14 protein-coding genes are annotated in these 14,992 nt (G+C 69.8%); 2 read left to right on the forward strand and 12 right to left on the reverse strand.

What is annotated here, in order from left to right; genetic code table 11:
- Positions 1–32 precede the first annotated feature (32 nt).
- The 4 genes from AZOLI_RS24895 to AZOLI_RS24910 all read right to left on the reverse strand — a co-directional run bounded on the left by AZOLI_RS24895 (position 33) and on the right by AZOLI_RS24910 (position 5,810).
- Positions 33–2,603: an ATP-binding protein gene (locus tag AZOLI_RS24895; protein ID WP_014189398.1), complete on the reverse strand. Its 2,571-nt coding sequence runs from the start codon at positions 2,601–2,603 to the stop codon at positions 33–35.
- A 244-nt stretch (positions 2,604–2,847) separates the two neighbouring features.
- Positions 2,848–4,713 carry a dihydroxy-acid dehydratase gene (gene ilvD, locus AZOLI_RS24900; protein ID WP_014189399.1) on the reverse strand — a complete coding sequence of 622 codons (1,866 nt, stop codon included), beginning with the start codon at positions 4,711–4,713 and terminating at the stop codon, positions 2,848–2,850.
- A gap of 226 nt (positions 4,714–4,939) precedes the next feature.
- Positions 4,940–5,284, reverse strand: a complete 345-nt coding sequence (locus AZOLI_RS24905; protein ID WP_014189400.1) for a four-helix bundle copper-binding protein — start codon at positions 5,282–5,284, stop codon at positions 4,940–4,942.
- Positions 5,285–5,363: 79 nt separating this feature from the next.
- The gene (locus tag AZOLI_RS24910; RefSeq protein ID WP_162488421.1) at positions 5,364–5,810 is read right to left on the reverse strand and encodes a DUF2934 domain-containing protein; all 447 of its coding nucleotides are present in this window, start codon (positions 5,808–5,810) and stop codon (positions 5,364–5,366) included.
- Between the two features lie 260 nt (positions 5,811–6,070).
- Here AZOLI_RS24910 and AZOLI_RS24915 point away from each other — a divergent pair, with 260 nt between their 5' ends.
- Positions 6,071–7,708, forward strand: a complete 1,638-nt coding sequence (locus AZOLI_RS24915; RefSeq protein WP_014189402.1) for a glycosyltransferase family 39 protein — start codon at positions 6,071–6,073, stop codon at positions 7,706–7,708.
- Here the strand turns inward: AZOLI_RS24915 and AZOLI_RS24920 are convergent.
- Complete coding sequence (locus tag AZOLI_RS24920) at positions 7,705–8,643, reverse strand: glycosyltransferase family 9 protein (RefSeq protein WP_014189403.1); 939 nt, start codon at positions 8,641–8,643, stop codon at positions 7,705–7,707. The two genes, AZOLI_RS24915 and AZOLI_RS24920, sit on opposite strands and share 4 nt — an antisense overlap.
- A complete protein-coding gene (locus AZOLI_RS24925; protein ID WP_244442662.1) occupies positions 8,640–9,908 on the reverse strand; it encodes an O-antigen ligase family protein in 1,269 nt (422 codons plus the stop codon). The genes AZOLI_RS24920 and AZOLI_RS24925 overlap by 4 nt, the downstream gene beginning before the upstream one ends.
- 449 nt (positions 9,909–10,357) lie before the next feature.
- Here AZOLI_RS24925 and AZOLI_RS24930 point away from each other — a divergent pair, with 449 nt between their 5' ends.
- Positions 10,358–11,242 carry a GNAT family N-acetyltransferase gene (locus tag AZOLI_RS24930; protein WP_014189406.1) on the forward strand — a complete coding sequence of 295 codons (885 nt, stop codon included), beginning with the start codon at positions 10,358–10,360 and terminating at the stop codon, positions 11,240–11,242.
- A gap of 35 nt (positions 11,243–11,277) precedes the next feature.
- On the opposite strand, the gene AZOLI_RS24935 is transcribed toward AZOLI_RS24930, so the two are convergent.
- The 6 genes from AZOLI_RS24935 to AZOLI_RS24960 all read right to left on the reverse strand — a co-directional run bounded on the left by AZOLI_RS24935 (position 11,278) and on the right by AZOLI_RS24960 (position 14,908).
- On the reverse strand, positions 11,278–11,772 hold the full coding sequence (locus AZOLI_RS24935; RefSeq protein WP_014189407.1) for a GNAT family N-acetyltransferase: 495 nt from the start codon (positions 11,770–11,772) through the stop codon (positions 11,278–11,280).
- Positions 11,769–12,179, reverse strand: a complete 411-nt coding sequence (locus AZOLI_RS24940) for a type II toxin-antitoxin system VapC family toxin (protein WP_014189408.1) — start codon at positions 12,177–12,179, stop codon at positions 11,769–11,771. The genes AZOLI_RS24935 and AZOLI_RS24940 overlap by 4 nt, the downstream gene beginning before the upstream one ends.
- On the reverse strand, positions 12,179–12,430 hold the full coding sequence (locus tag AZOLI_RS24945) for an antitoxin (protein ID WP_014189409.1): 252 nt from the start codon (positions 12,428–12,430) through the stop codon (positions 12,179–12,181). Before AZOLI_RS24945 ends, AZOLI_RS24940 begins: the two co-directional genes overlap by 1 nt.
- Positions 12,431–12,520: 90 nt before the next feature.
- Positions 12,521–13,426, reverse strand: a complete 906-nt coding sequence (locus tag AZOLI_RS24950; protein WP_014189410.1) for a LysR substrate-binding domain-containing protein — start codon at positions 13,424–13,426, stop codon at positions 12,521–12,523.
- Positions 13,427–13,449: 23 nt separating this feature from the next.
- A complete protein-coding gene (locus AZOLI_RS24955) occupies positions 13,450–14,487 on the reverse strand; it encodes a sodium-dependent bicarbonate transport family permease (protein ID WP_014189411.1) in 1,038 nt (345 codons plus the stop codon).
- Between the two features lie 148 nt (positions 14,488–14,635).
- The gene (locus AZOLI_RS24960) at positions 14,636–14,908 is read right to left on the reverse strand and encodes a GNAT family N-acetyltransferase (RefSeq protein WP_014189412.1); all 273 of its coding nucleotides are present in this window, start codon (positions 14,906–14,908) and stop codon (positions 14,636–14,638) included.
- Between the last annotated feature and the right edge of the window lie 84 nt (positions 14,909–14,992).

Below are 14,992 nucleotides of genomic sequence, written 5' to 3' on the forward strand. Positions count from 1 at the left end.
GTCGGCCCTCCCGTCAGCCGACCCTCTATGAATCACGCATTCCTACCGCTGGGAATCCCATAACTGACGACACGCCCTAGCCCTCTGGCCGCAAGACTGCCCATATGCACCCGCGCGACGGTCGCGAGACCATATCGGTCGTAAGGACGGGACGTCGAGAGCATGCGGGAGCCGTGCTCGAATGTCTTCAGCGCCTCGACGAAAAGTCCCTTGTCCGTTTGCAAGCCGCCCAACCTGAACAGCAACTGCACGCGGGTGCGGCGGTCGTCCCGCTCGTCGAGTGCGGAAAGGCCGTCGCGGCAAAGAGCAAGGCCTTGGTCGAGATCGCCGAACGTCCACAGGAACGATGCCAGCATCGAGCAAGCGCGTGCATAGCGGATGAGATCGCCCGAATCGCGCGCCATGGCGATGGCCCGTTGCAGATGGTCATCCACGCCCATCGACCCCCGTGGCAGCAGGGATCGCGGAAGGGCGATCAGAAGATCGATCTGGCGTGCCGTGTTCCGTGGATGGTCCGGCAGCCGCCGCACGGCGGCCAATGCGTTGGCGTAATGCCGACTGGAGTCCTCCAGCTTGGAGCGGCCTTCCGCCTTTTCACCGGCGCGGCGGCCGAACAGGTGGGCGGCAGGCCAGCTTTCCGCCATGAAGGCGTGGTGGGCCAGCAGGTCCAGGCGGTTCGGCAGGTCGTGGTCGCGGCGGTGGCGCAGTGCCTCAAGCACGCGGGCATGCAGCGCCCGGCGGTCGGACTTGGTCAGGGTGGCGTAGGCGACCTCTTGGATCAGGGCATGCTTGAAGGAATATTCCAGGTTGGGCAGCAGGCGGGTGCGCAGCACGAAGCCGGCGCGCTCGAGATAGGCCAGACAGTCCGACAGCTTCGTCATCGGCAGGCCGGTCAGCGCCTGGAGCAATCCGACGTCGAAGGTCGTGCCGATTACCGCCGCATTCATCAGCAGCCGGCGCCGTTCCAGCGTCATAAGGTCCATGCGCTCGGCCAGCAGGGCGTGCAGCGTGCGCGGCAGCTTGTGGACCACCAGCGGATCGATCAGCCGGTAGGCGCCCGGCGCGCCTTCGATGGCGTTGGAGGCTTCCAGCGTGCGCAGCACCTCTTCCAGATAGAGCGGAACGCCCTGGCAGCGGGCGGCGACCTGGGCCTTCAGCTCCACCAGCGACCAGTCCGGTCCCAGCCAATGGGCCAGGAAGCTCTGCACCTGTTCCGCCGACAGCATGCCCAATTCCATGCGCCGGCCGCCGGGCCGTCCATTCCATCCCTGTTCCTGCGACTCAGGACCCAGCGGCGGCGGTCGTCGGGTGGCGAGCAGCAGCAGTCGGGACCCTGAGCCCGGCAGCGCTTCGGCCAGCCGCTCGAGAAGCCGCACCATCACCGGCCGCGCCCAATGAGCATCCTCGACAAGGACCAGCAACGGCCGGCCGACGACGCCATCCATCGCCTCGCCGGCAGGCTGGGCGCCGTCGCAGCGCCGCAGCGGAGCCGCCAGCTCCAGCGTCGCGCCCACCAGCCCCTCGATTCCCAGCGACAGGCGTTGTGCTGCGTCCAGGCCGGTCCACAGCCGGTCCAGTCCCGGCCGGCCGAACAGAGTGCGCACCGCGTCGCCGGCCAGCGAGCCGGAACGGCGCCCGGCGGCCTCGCAGACCCAGTCGATACCCTGCTCGCTGGCGCAGCCGGCCACCTGCTCCGCCAGGCTCAGTGCCACCGCCTCCAGATCGTCCGGATCGGCCAGCCGCCGGATCGGCATCTGCGGCCATTGCAGCAGGGTCCAGCGCCGGCTGCGCGGGTCGCGCAGGAATTCGCCGACGAGGCGCGACTTGCCGATCCCCGCCTCTCCCTGCAGCAGAAGCTGGACCGGCGTCCCGCCTTCCACCGCATCGGCCATCGCGAACAAAGCCGCCACTTCCTGCTCCCGGCCGACACAGGGGGCGGTGGTGGCCGACAACAGATCGGTGGCGGTGCGGCGCACGGCACGGGCCCCGTCGAGCAGGAAGGCGGGCATCGGCTCCACCTCCTCCGACAGGCGAAGGCTCCCCATCGGGCGCACCGCGACGCCGACCGGGATCAGGTCCAGCGTGTCGCGGGTGAGCTGGGCGGTGTCGGAGGCGGCGCGCTGCTGCAACTTGGCCGCCATATGCACGCATTCGCCGACCGCACGGTAATCGGTCCACAGGCCGTTGGTCACCACATGGGCCACCGCGTCGCCCGAGCTGATGCCGATGCGGATGTGGAAGAGCGGGCGGCCCTGTTCGTCGCGGGTGGCGCTGAGGATGTCCTGGGCAGCCAGGCAGGCGCGCAGGGCGTGGTCCTCCTTGGCGCCGGGAGCGCCGAAGGTCGCCAGGAAACCGTCGCCGAGCATCTGGGTCACCGTGCCCTCGAAACGCGGCACCGCCTCCGTCACGCGGTTCAGGATGGACAGGAGCAGATCGTCGGCGTCTTCCGGATCGCGGCCGGCAACCATGGCGGAGGAGCGGACGATGTCGACGAACATCGCCGTCACCACCTTGCGTTCGCGCGGCTTATCGGCGGACAGACGCGATGCATCCTGTCCGGGACCGCCGTCGTCGGTCGCTGTGCTCCACATGGCGTCCGCCATGTCCGCCCCCCTCGCGAAAATCGCGTCGGCATATTAGAGCATGCATTTCGAATTTTGCGAACATCCGAGCGATGCATCGCTCCAAGAAATTCGCGCAGGCGGAAGCCAGCATATCTGCGTATGTAATTCTGTTCAAAAAGAAAGCGCCGCGACTTGCGCGGCGCCTTGATTGTTACTTGTGATGAATGTTCGCCGTGCCTTATTGGGAGAGATATAACACGAGCGCAGACGGACGATCCCCCACTCAGCGGCGGACGGCGATGTTCTCCACCTGGGTCACGTCGCGCACGGCGCCGCGGTCGGCACTGGTGGTCAGGGCGGCATAGGCGCGGAGCGCAGGGGAGACCACGCGGTCGCGGCTGGCCGGCTTCCAGGCATCGACACCCTTGGTGTTCATCGCGTCGCGGCGGCGCTGCATCTCTTCATCGCCGACGGCCAGGCGGATGATGCGGTTGGGGATGTCGATCTCGATGCGGTCGCCGTCCTGCACCAGGCCGATGGCACCGCCCTGCGCCGCTTCCGGCGAGACGTGGCCGATCGACAGGCCCGAGGTGCCGCCGGAGAAACGGCCGTCGGTGACCAGCGCGCAGGCCTTGCCCAGCCCCTTCGACTTCAGGTAGCTGGTCGGGTACAGCATTTCCTGCATGCCGGGGCCGCCGCGCGGACCCTCGTAGCGGATGACCACCACCTCACCCGCCTTGACCACATCGCCCAGAATGCCGGCGACGGCGTCGTCCTGGCTTTCGAAGACGCGGGCCGGGCCGGCGAAGACAAGGTTGGAGGCATCGACGCCCGCCGTCTTTACGATGCAGCCGTTCTCCGCGATGTTGCCGTACAGCACGGCCAGCCCGCCGTCCTGGCTGAAAGCGTTCTCAGCCTTGCGAATCACGCCCTTCTCGCGGTCGAGGTCGAGCTCGGGCCAGCGGCGCTCCTGGCTGAAGGGAACGACGGTCGGGATGCCGCCGGGGGCGGCGCGGTACAGGGTGTGGACGGCGGAATCCTGGGTGCGCATCACGTCCCAGCGGTCCAGCGCCTCGCCCAGCGTCGGGGCATGGACGGTCGGTGCCTCGCGGTTCAGCAGGCCGGCGCGGTCGAGCTCGCCCAGGATGCCGAAGATGCCGCCGGCGCGGTGCACGTCCTCGATGTGGACGTCGGACACTGCCGGGGCGACCTTGCAGACGTTGGGCACGCGGCGCGACAGCCGGTCGATGTCCGCCATGGTGAAGTCGATGCCGCCCTCCTGCGCCGCGGCCAGGATGTGCAAGACGGTGTTGGTCGAACCGCCCATGGCGATGTCCAGCGTCATCGCGTTCTCGAACGCCGCCTTGCTGGCGATGCCGCGCGGCAGGGCGGTGGCGTCCTCCTCCTGGTACCAGCGGCGGCAGAGGTCGACGGCGAGGCGGCCGGCGGCGAGGAACAGCTCCTTGCGGTCGGCGTGGGTGGCCAGGATGGTGCCGTTGCCGGGCAGCGACAGGCCCAGCGCCTCGGTCAGGCAGTTCATCGAGTTGGCGGTGAACATGCCGGAGCAGGAGCCGCAGGTCGGGCAGGACCCGCGTTCCATCTCCGCCGCCTCCTCGTCGGAAACCGTCGGGTCGGCTGCGGCGACCATGGCGTCGATCAGGTCGACCGACTTGACCTTGCCGCGCCAGTTGACCTTGCCGGCCTCCATCGGGCCGCCGGAGACGAAGACCGCCGGGATGTTCAGCCGCATCGCGGCCATCAGCATGCCGGGGGTGATCTTGTCGCAGTTGGAGATGCAGACCAGCGCGTCGGCGCAATGGGCGTTCGCCATGTATTCGACCGCGTCGGCGATCAGCTCGCGCGAGGGCAGGCTGTACAGCATGCCGCCATGGCCCATGGCGATGCCGTCGTCCACCGCGATGGTGTTGAACTCCTTCGCCACGCCGCCGGCCTTCTCGATCTCGCGCGCCACCAGCTGGCCCAGGTCCTTCAGATGGACGTGGCCGGGGACGAACTGGGTGAAGGAGTTGGCGATGGCGATGATCGGCTTACCGAAATCGCCATCCTTCATGCCGGTCGCCCGCCACAGGCCGCGCGCGCCCGCCATGTTGCGGCCGTGGGTGGAGGTGCGGGAACGGTAGTGCGGCATGGATCGGTCCTCAGCTGGTCGATTCGGGCGAGTTGGCGAAAGGAATGGAACGAAACGGGTGGGCACCTTAGCAATCTCCTGTCGCCCGCGCCAGAGGCGCGATCCTGTTGCGGACGCCGGAGGCGCGACTGCGGCGTTGCCCTGCCATGCACGCCACGAGGACGGTGGCGGCGGCAGGGGCGGAGAGGTGCTCGTGCCAGGGTGCCCGAACCAGGCGGGGCGTCCGTTACGCCGCCATCCGCGACATTGCCCGGCAGCTTTCGGCGCAGCGGCGGCACATGTCGGCGCACCGCTTCATCATCGGGTCGTCGGCCATGCGGTCGCAGTTGTCGGCGCAGGCCGCGCAGATCTCGGCACAGGCGCCGCAGGTGAGGTGATGGAAGCGGGAGCCGCGGATCATGAAGTCGGCGCTGGTGCGGCAGATGTCGATGCAGTCCAGCATCAGGCGGATATGCCCGGCCTCCGCATGCGCACCACCCTTGTTCAGGCAATGCGCGACGGTTTCCAGGCAGATCCTGTGGCAATCGGTGCAGTTGCGGATGCAGTCGTCCATCGACGGTGTGGCGGACATGGCCGGTCCTCCGGGGAAGGTTGCAGGATGAATCCGTCAACCGCCCCAGGCGCCGCGGGGTTCCGAGGTGGAGGGGCGCTTAGCCGGGCGAAGCGGTCTTTCCGCTGTCCTTCTTCGCGCTGCGCGGAGGCTTGGCGGGGGGAGACTTTGCAGCCTTCGCCCCAGTAGCCTTGGCCGGAGCGGGATCCTCCGATGGGGCTGCGGCTTTCGACTTGCCGGGCGGCTTGGCCGACGCCTTCGCCTTGGGCGGCGCGGGCGTGTCGGGCTGGGCTTCCGCCGGGGCGTTCGCGACCTCCGACAGGGATTCGGCGGCGGCGCGGGTGCTCTTGCCCGCGGCCTTGGAACTGCCGGTCTTCTTGCGCGACCCGGCGACCTTTTCGGTCGGCTCCAGTGCGCCGGCACCGCGGATTTCCGCTTCCGCCTGCGCCCAATGGTCGGCATCGCGGCCGTGCGGGTGGCCTTCGCTTTCCCACAGCTCATGGGCGCGGCGTCGGATACGCTCCTGGATGTCGTCGGTATCGGCCATCGAGTCTTCCATTTGCGAGTCCCCCATTTGTCTGCCCGGCGGGTCTGCCATACCGTATTCTGTGGCAGCGACCCGCCAACGTTGCAAAGCCGCTCGTGCGAGGCACCACGAAAGGGGCGGAGACTCCCGACTCCGCCGTTCCATGAGGGCAACACCGTGGAATCGGGGTGGTTCCCGACGTGAGACGGGAGTCGGTTCCCAACAGGCGCATTCCATGCCACAAGGCGCCCGCCGACCTGAACCGTGAGCATGGGAAGCCGATGACGCCCGTTCCCTCCACCGCCCGTCCATCCCTTCTCGACCGCGTCGCGGCGGCGCCATGGTGGCTGCTGTGCGCCGGGCTGGCCGCAGCGATGGCGCTGTCGATCCTGCTGGTGGGGTTCCGGCTGCCCTACTGGGTGCATGCGGACCAGGATCTGGTGTTGGCCTATCATGGGCTCCTGTTCGGCGACGGCTTGCCGCAGGAGTATTTCGATCATCCCGGCTACGGCTATTTCCTGGTGATCGACGTCTGGTACCGGCTGCTGCATGCGCTTGGCTTCCTGCCGGTCGCCATCCTGTCGGCCCTGCCGTCGGGCAGCGACGTCGCGGCGACGCAAGCCGTTTGGCAATCGCTGATCCAGGCCGGGCGGGCGCTGTCGATCCTGCTGACCGCCGCCTTCGCCGTCAGCTTCACCACCCTGCTGCGCGGGCTGGTGGGGGATCGGCGGGTGGCACTGCTGGCCGGCATCCTGCTGGCCTTCGGCGTCGGGCTGACGGCGCAGGGGCGGCAGATGCGCACCGACCTGTTGTCGGCCGGCTTCGTCGTGCTGGGGCTGCTGCTGTTCCTGCGGGCGGTGCGGCCGGCCGAGGGCAAGCGGTGCGGCGGCGCGTCGCTGCTGCAGCTGGCGCTGGGCGGGCTGCTGGTCGGGCTGGCCATGGTGACCAAGGTGCAGGCGGTGTTCCTGGCGATGGGGCTGCCGGTGGCGGCGATCCTGTTCGGACGGCGGGCGGAGCGGGAGGCCGCGTCCGGCACCGGCTGGGGCAAGGGGTGGGGCGTGGCGGCGCTGGTCGGGCTGCTGGCCGCGGCGGCGGCGGTGCCGGCTTTCGGGCTGATCCAGGCCGGTCTGGCCGGCTGGGGGCGGGCGGTCTATCCCTACACCCCCGTCGGCGGCGGGCTGTCGGGCGGCGGCTATCAGGCCGTGGTCGCGGGGTGGGTGCTGGTCGGCATCCTGGTCCATGCGGCGGTGCATCGGGTGCCGCCGGTCCGTGTTGTCGCCGGGGCGGCGGCGGTGCTGCTGGGGCTGGCGGTGGGGCTGCTGGCGCTCGACATCCGCTGGAACGAGCAGAACGCCATCGCCGTGGCGAACTTCGTCGAGCATATGTTCGTCTTCTCCTCCTGGCGGCACGGGGCGGCGCTGCAGGGCCAGGGGAACGTGGTGGGGGAGGGGACGCTGGCGCTTCTGCTGGCCGGCATCGGCCGCACGCTGGCGATCCGCACCATCGTCCTGCACCCCGACAACATCCCCCAGACCATCGTCGTGGAGTGGTTCGCCATCGCCGGGGCGGCGGTGCTGTGGCGGCGCGGGCAGAGGCTGGCCGCCGTGCAGGCGCTGTTCCTGCTGCTGGTCGCCTGGGGGCTGGAGGCGCTGTTCTCGCTGCGCGGTTTCCAGCGCGCCTATGCCGCCTACACCGACCCGCTGGCGATCCTGTCGGCCGCCTGGGTGCTGGCGCGGATGCCGGGGCTGCTGGAGCGGACGAAGTCGCGGCGCTGGATCCTGGGGGGCGTGGCGCTGGTGGTGGTCGCGGCCCATGCCTGGCCGATCATCGAGATCCGCCGCCTGCCCAACCCGGTGACCCATTGCGAGTGGATCCCGATTTACATGCCCAAGGTGGCGCCCTTCCCCTTCTGCCGTTAGGCGCCTCCCTTTTCCCGCGCCCGATCCAAAGCCTCGACCACGCCGGCGCTGTCGATGTCGTTGAAGTCGGGGCGGTGGTGGATCAGCACGCGCGGGCCGGTGCTGTGGATCGGGTTGGAAGCGTCGGAGAAGACGACCACGGTGGGACAACCGACCGCGGCGATCAGATGGGTCGGGCCGGTGTCGTTGCCGACCGCCCCCCAGGCCCGGCGCGCCAGCCCGCCCAGTTCCGGCACGCTGGTGCGGTCGGTCAGGTCGACCGCCTGCGGGCAATACTCCGCGATGGAGCGGGCGAGGTCGCGCTCGATCCCGGTGCCGATCACCGCCGGGACGATGCCGCGCTCCGCCAGCGCCGCCGCCACCTCGGCATAGCGGCGGACCGGCCAGCGCTTGTCCGGCCGTCCGGGGGAGGAGCCGGGGACCAGCAGGGCGAAGCGCTCCGGCAGCCCAAAACCGGAGATGTCGGCGTCGAGCCAGGACAGGTCCGGCGTCTCGTCCGGCACGATGCCGAAGGGGGCCAACTGGCGCACATAGCGCTCGCGCACCGGCACCTTGCGCCGCCCCTCGTAGCGGTCGGGGTGGGAGGCGCCGCTGGCGGTGCCCGACCATTCCGGCCAGGGGCCGGGGAACAGCAGCCGGTGATAGAGGTCGGTGCGCGTCTGCGCCTGGAGGTCATAGACCCGGTCGAAGCGGTGGGCGCGCAGTGTCTTGCGGATCGCCAGATAGGCCGACAGCGAGCGGTCGCGCGGGTCCTCCAGCACCTCGTCGAACAGGCCGCTCATGCGGGCGAGCGGGGCGAGAGAGGGCAGGGTCAGCAGCGTCACCCGGTCGCCGGCATGGTGGCGGCGGATGGCGGCGAAGGCGGTCTGGGCCAGGAAGAAGTCGCCGAAGGCGCCCAGCTTGATGACCAGGATGCGGAGCGGGCGCTTGCTCATCGTGTCTGTTCCCCGATACGGGCCGCCAGCCGCAGCATCAGCGCGGCGGCCAGGAATCCCGACATCCACCAGGGCTGCCAGATGCCGTAGGCGGTGCTGCCCATCGCCAGCGCCGCGGCGAACAGCGCCAATGCGAAAGGTTGGGCGTGGCGGTCGAGCCGGGCGGTGGCGGCCAGCAGCATCAGCAGCACGGCCAACGCCAGAGCCGCCCCCACCGCTCCGGTCTCCAGCCAGACCTGAAGGAAGGCGTTGTGCGGATGCAGCGGCAGCAGGCTGTCGCCGATCGGCGAGAACTCCGACACCGCGCCTTCCGGCGGCAGCGAGCGCGAGGCGTCGATGCCCTGGCCGAAGACCGGCGTGCGCAGCGCCCGCTCCGCCGCATGGCCCCAAATCTCCACCCGGTGCTGGGCCGAACGGAACAGCAGCGGCGAATGGTCGAGGTCGAGCGGGCCGGAGAACAGCAGGGCGGCGGGCAGCACCAGCAGGAAGGCGGCGCTGACCGCGGCGGCGAACAGCCGGCGGGTCCAGCGGGCCGATGCGCGGGCGGCGGCCAGCGTCACCAGCCCGGCGGCGATGCCGAGCATGGCCGAGCGGCTGGTCAGCGGCAGGCAGGCCAGCGCATAGCCGACCGGAACCAGCATGGCCAGCGCCCGGCGGCCGAAGCGGTCCACCGCCAGGGCGGCCGGCCAGACCAGCAGGCAGAGCAGCGCCGCCGTCCGCTTCGGCACATTGCCGTTCAGCAGGTTGGGCAGCTGGTCGTCGGGCACGCCGTTCCACCAGCGGTTCAGCGGGAAGTCCAGCGCCGCCTCTACTGCGAACAGCAGCCCGCCGGCCAGCCCGCCGGCCAGGAACAGTTTGGCCAGCCGCCGCAACTCCGCCGCCGGCATCCCGGCAATCCAGGCGCCGCCGGCCAGCGCGCCGAGCGCGATGTAGCCGATCTCCCCCACCGTCGCCGCCGCGCGGGCGGACGGGCTCCACAGGCTGGAGGCCAGCGCCAGCGCCAGGAAGGCGGTGACCGCCGCGACCGGCGGCGTCAGCCGCAGGATGCGCCCGAAGGCCCCCCGCTGCGCCAGCCCGGCCAGCGACAGCAGCAGCACCAGGATCGCCCACACCGGCAACCCGCGCGGGGCGACCGCGGCCAGCGGCCCCAGCAGCAGCGCCGCCGCCCCGGCCAGCGTCCGCAGCATGGCATCGAGCCCGCCTGCGGCGGGGGCCGAGGTCGGGGCGGTGCGGGGCGTGGCTAGGTCCGGGGAGTTGGCGGGCATGGACTCGGTGGGGATCAGCGGAAACCGGCGGCGACTTAACCGCACTCCCGCCGCGAAAGCAACGGCGCGCGGTCCGCCGTGGAGAGCCGCCGTGCTGAACGTTTGAAACACCGTGAAACAGGGGTGCGGGGGGTGTTCCACTGTTTCATCCGGCGGCAGGGCGGTGCCAAGGCGGTGCCGGACTGAACGTTTGAAACGCCGTGAAACAGGATTCCGGGGGGTGTTTCATTGTTTCATCCAGCGGCGGAGCGGCGTGAGGGTGGTGCATGGCGGTCCTTTCCCGGCGGTTTGCAGGATGATCTTCCTATCATGGATGTCTGCCGGTGGGAAAAGGGTGGGTGAAAAATGCGCGTGCCCCCCTCCCGAGACGGAAGAGGGGGGGCCTTTCCGGGCTGCGAGTTGACGGATACGCTCCATTCCACGGGAACCCGTTCGGAGGAGTGGCAAAGATGCTGGGAACCGAAGAAGAGGCGGCGGACGGCTACCGGATCCGCGTGATGAGCCGGGCCGATCTCGATCTGGCCGTCGATTGGGCGCGGGCTGAGGGCTGGAATCCCGGCCTCCACGATGCCGGCGCATTCCATGCCGTCGATCCGGCTGGCTTTCTGGTCGGGTTGCTCGACGGGCGGCCGGTGGCCTCGCTGTCGGTCGTGCGGTATCCGGCCAACTTCGGCTTCCTCGGTTTCTACATCGTGCGGCCGGAGGCGCGCGGGCGGGGCTATGGCTGGCGGCTTTGGCGGGCGGGACTGCGCCATCTGGAGGGCTGCACCGTCGGGCTCGACGGCGTGGTCGCCCAGCAGGAGAACTACCGCAAATCCGGCTTCGCCCTTTCCCACCGCAACATCCGCTTCGGCGGCACCCTGCCGGACGGCGGAACGGGGCCGGACGGCGGGACGGGCGGAACCACCCTGGTTGACGCGCGGACGGTGCCCTTCGACCGGCTGACGGCACTGGATGCCGAGCTGTTCCCGGCGCCGCGCCCCGGCTTTCTCGCCAACTGGATCGCCCTGCCGGGCGCCACGGCGCTGGCGGCGGTGAAGGATGGCGACCTGATCGGCTTTGGGGTGATCCGGCCCTGTCACAGCGGTTTCAAGATCGGCCCGCTCTATGCCGCCGATGCCGGGGTGGCGCGGGATCTGGTGCTGGCGCTGGGCCGGGCGGCCGGCGAGGGGCCGGTGTTCCTCGACGTGCCGGAGCCGAACGGGGCAGGCTTGCGGATGGCGGAGGAATTGGGGCTGTCGCCGCAGTTCGAGACGGCGCGGATGTATCTGGGACCGGCGCCGGCAACCGATTTGGCGCGGGTGTTCGGGATGACCAGCTTCGAGCTGGGGTGATGGGGAAGGATGTTCGGCATGGCGGCACCGGACACTCAGCTCCCCATGAATTTCACCATCAGGATCTCGTCGACATAGGTCCCATCCACCTTCAGCGCCCGCGGCTCCGTACCGAACGCTTCGAAGCCCAGGCGTTTGTAAAAGCCGATGGCCCGCCCGTTGGTCGCCGCGACGGAGAGGTGGATTTGCTCGACATGCTCCGCGGCATGGGCGAGCAGGGCGGTCATGACCGCATCGGCCAGACCGCTGCCCCGCCTGTTCCCGCGGACATAGACCCCCCAAAGCATGCCCTTGTGCCGCGACTTGGCCTGGGTGGGAACCAGCAGCCCGGCGGTGGCGTCGAGCCGCCCGTCGACAAAGCCGCCGGCGATGTATCCTCCCGCGATCCTGTCGGCGAAGCTGGAAAGGGGACGGGTGCTTTCCTCGGCATGGCTCGATCCGAACGCTTCCGGATGCCGCTGCAGGGCTTCGAGGCGGAGCGAGCGGTACTCCTCCGCGTCGTCCGGCAACAGCCGTCTCACCACCGTCATTCCGGCCGGCTTTCCAGCCAGTTTTCCACGGCCAGTCCCCGGACGCGCTGAAACTCTCGCACATTCGCCGTCACCAGGATGACGCCGAGCGTCCGGGCATGGGCGGCGATCAGCAGGTCGTTGCCGCCGATAGGATGGCCGGCCGTCTCCAACTCCGCCCGGATATTACCGTATTCGGCATCGGCCGGCGGTTCGAGCGGAAGCACGGCGACGTCGGCCAGCAACGCCTCGACCCTCTGCGACAGCTTGGCCGATGCCTTCTTCGCGGCGCCGTATCGCAATTCCGCAGCCACCACGATGCTGGTGCAGATCGCATCCTCGCCGACACGCCGCACATGCCCGGCCACCGGGCCGGCCGGATTGCGGATCAGGTCGCTCATGGCGTTGGTGTCGAGCAGGTAGAGCATCAGAAAATGTCCTTCGGCGCGACCGGCTGATCGTCGATATCGGGGAATTCCTCCTCCAGCGGCTCCCAGCTCTCGAGCAGTGCCAGAAGCCCCTTCTTGCGGATCGGTTCGATGATCAGCCGGTCGCCGTCGCGGCTGATGAAGACGGACTCGCCGGGAAGCTCGAATTCGGCGGGAATGCGGACGGCCTGGCTGCGGTTGTTGCGGAACAGGCGGACTTGCCGGCGCTGCGGCGTCGCTGGCTGTGGCATGGTCGGGCCTCCCGATGCATATGCATGTTGTATATGCCAGGAGTCGCCCGGTGGTCAATCGACCGCCGGGAGGAAACAGGTGGGAGCGCCTCACCCCGCCGCCGTCTTCTCCAGCGAGCGGATGATGTGTTCGGCCAGCAGTTCCACCGCCTTGGGCAGCGGGCCGGGCTGGCGGTAGAGGGCGGTTTCGATGTCGGGCAAATCGGGCAGGTCGTGTTCGGCGTTCACGATGTGGAAGCCGGGGGCCAGCATGTCCTTGGGCAGGATGGTCACGCCCAGCCCGGCCGTCACCGCCGCCTTGATGCCGGCGAGGCTGGGGCTGGTGTAGGCCATGCGCCAGGGGCGGCCGCGGGCGTCCAGCGCGTCGATGGCGCGCTTGCGGTGGATGTCCGGCGGCGGGGCCAGCACCAGCGGGACCGGGGCGCCCGCATCGAGGATCAGGCGGTCGGACGCCACCCAGAACAGCGGCTCGCGCCAGACCTTGACGCCGCCGGCCGGACCCTGCGGCTCCCGCTTGCACAGGACGAGGTCGTATTCGCCGCGGGAAAAGCGGTCGAGCAGGTTGATGGTGAAGTCGCACTGCACCTCCAGCGCCACCTGGGGATGGGCGCGGGAGAAGCGCCACAGCACGTCGGGCAGATGGGCGGTGGCGAAATCCTCCGGCGTGCCGAGCCGCACCACGCCGCCTACCTCCGGCTCCATCAGCAGGGCGCAGGCCTCGCCCGCCATGCCCAGCAGGCGGCGGGCATAGGTCAGCAGGATCTCGCCGTCGGGGGTCAGGTCCAGGCCGCGGCCCTCGCGCAGGAACAGGCGCTTGCCCAAGCCGTCCTCCAGCCGCTTGATCTGCAGGCTGATGGTGGACTGGGTGCGGCCCAGCCGCTCCGCCGCGCGGGTGAAGCCGCCGCTGTCGACGATGGTCACGAAGGTGCGCAACAGGTCGAGGTCGAAGGGCGGCAGCGGAGTGGGCATGGTGGGCGGTGGGGCGGGCGGGGTCATGATGGCGGTTCCAGCTCGGCCGGTCAGCTCAGCACCGCCCGGCTCACTGCGAGGTAGAGTGGAATACCGACGAGGATGTTGAAAGGAAATGTGATGCCCAGCGACAGCGGAAGCGACAGCCCCGGCTCCGCCGCCGGCAGGGCGTGGCGCAGCGCCGCCGGCACCGCGATGTAGGAGGCGCTGGCGCACAGCGTCACCAGCAGGGCGGCGTCGCCGAGGCCGAGCCCCAGGGCGGCGGCGGCGGCCAGACCGATCCCGGCGCCGATCAGCGGCATGACGATGCCGAAGGCGATCAGCCGCGGGCTGAGCGAGGCCGCTTCCCGCAGGCGGGAGGTGGCGAGATAACCCATCTCCAGCAGGAACAGGCACAGCACGCCGTCCCAGGGGGCGATGAACAGGCCGTGCAGGCTCTGCAGGCCGGGCTTGCCGATGACGAGGCCGACCAGCAGCGACCCCGCCAGCAGCAGGACGGAGCCGTTGAAGGCCGCCTCGCGGATCGCGTCCTTGATCGAGCCGCCCCGGGCCGGCTCGCCGCCGCCGGACCCGCCGAGCGGAACCGACCCAAGCGGAACCGTCATGGTGGCGCCGTTGCCGCCAGCCGCGACGCCCGACACCATGCCGGTGGCCCCCGCCAGCAGCAGGCCGCTGACGATGGCCGGGCCTTCCATGATCGCCAGCGCCGCGACCATGTGGCCGCCGAAGGTGACGCCCTGGCTTTCCAGCAGCTTGGTGGCGGTGACGAAGGTGACGAGGCTGACCGATCCGTAATGGGCGGCGATGGCGGCGGAGTTGACCTGATCCAGCCCGACCGCCGAGCGCAGCAGGCCGAAGCCCAGGATCGGCATCAGCAGGCTGAGCAGCGCGGCCGTCAGCAGCAGCGGCAACACCGAGCCCACATCGGCGCCGGCCAGCGCAACGCCGCCCTTCAGGCCGATGGCGACCAGCAGATAGGCGGCAAGCGCCTTGCCGAAGCCCTCCGGGAATGGAATGCGCGCCCCGGTCAGCGCAATGGCGGCACCAAGGCCGAAGAACAGGATCGGTGCGGACAGCAGCGCGTCCATAATGGATCATCCCTTGTCAAAATCGTCAGCGCGGGTCATGCCGCACTGCGGCAACCCCATTGGCCGGACGCTAACGAGGGATGCGCCTCATGGGAAATTGATAGTTTTCTGCACTTCCATTGATTTTTTCAATGACAAGCGGAGTGCGTCACGCCAGCAGATCGTCCTGCCGGTTGCGGCGCATCCACAGGGCGGCGTAGCTGCACAGGGGCAGGATCTTCAGCCCTTCGGCGCGGGCGGCCTCCATCACGCCTTCCATCAGGCGGCCGGCGGCGCCGGTGCCGCGCAGCGACGGCGGGGCCTCGACATAGGAAATCACCAGGGTCCGGCCGTTGCGGCGGTAGTCGGCATAGACCGTCCGGTTGCCGACCGCCAGTTCGAACCGGTTCATGGTGCGGTTGTCGGTGACCGCCTGTTCCATGCTGATCGCTCCGTCGGTTGTGGGGGGGCTCCCTGCAAGGTGGGGTCGGGAGCGGTGGACGGCAGCCCCCTTTTGCGCGGAAGC

It is taken from the genome of Azospirillum lipoferum 4B (genome assembly GCF_000283655.1).
GTDB lineage: Bacteria > Pseudomonadota > Alphaproteobacteria > Azospirillales > Azospirillaceae > Azospirillum > Azospirillum lipoferum_C.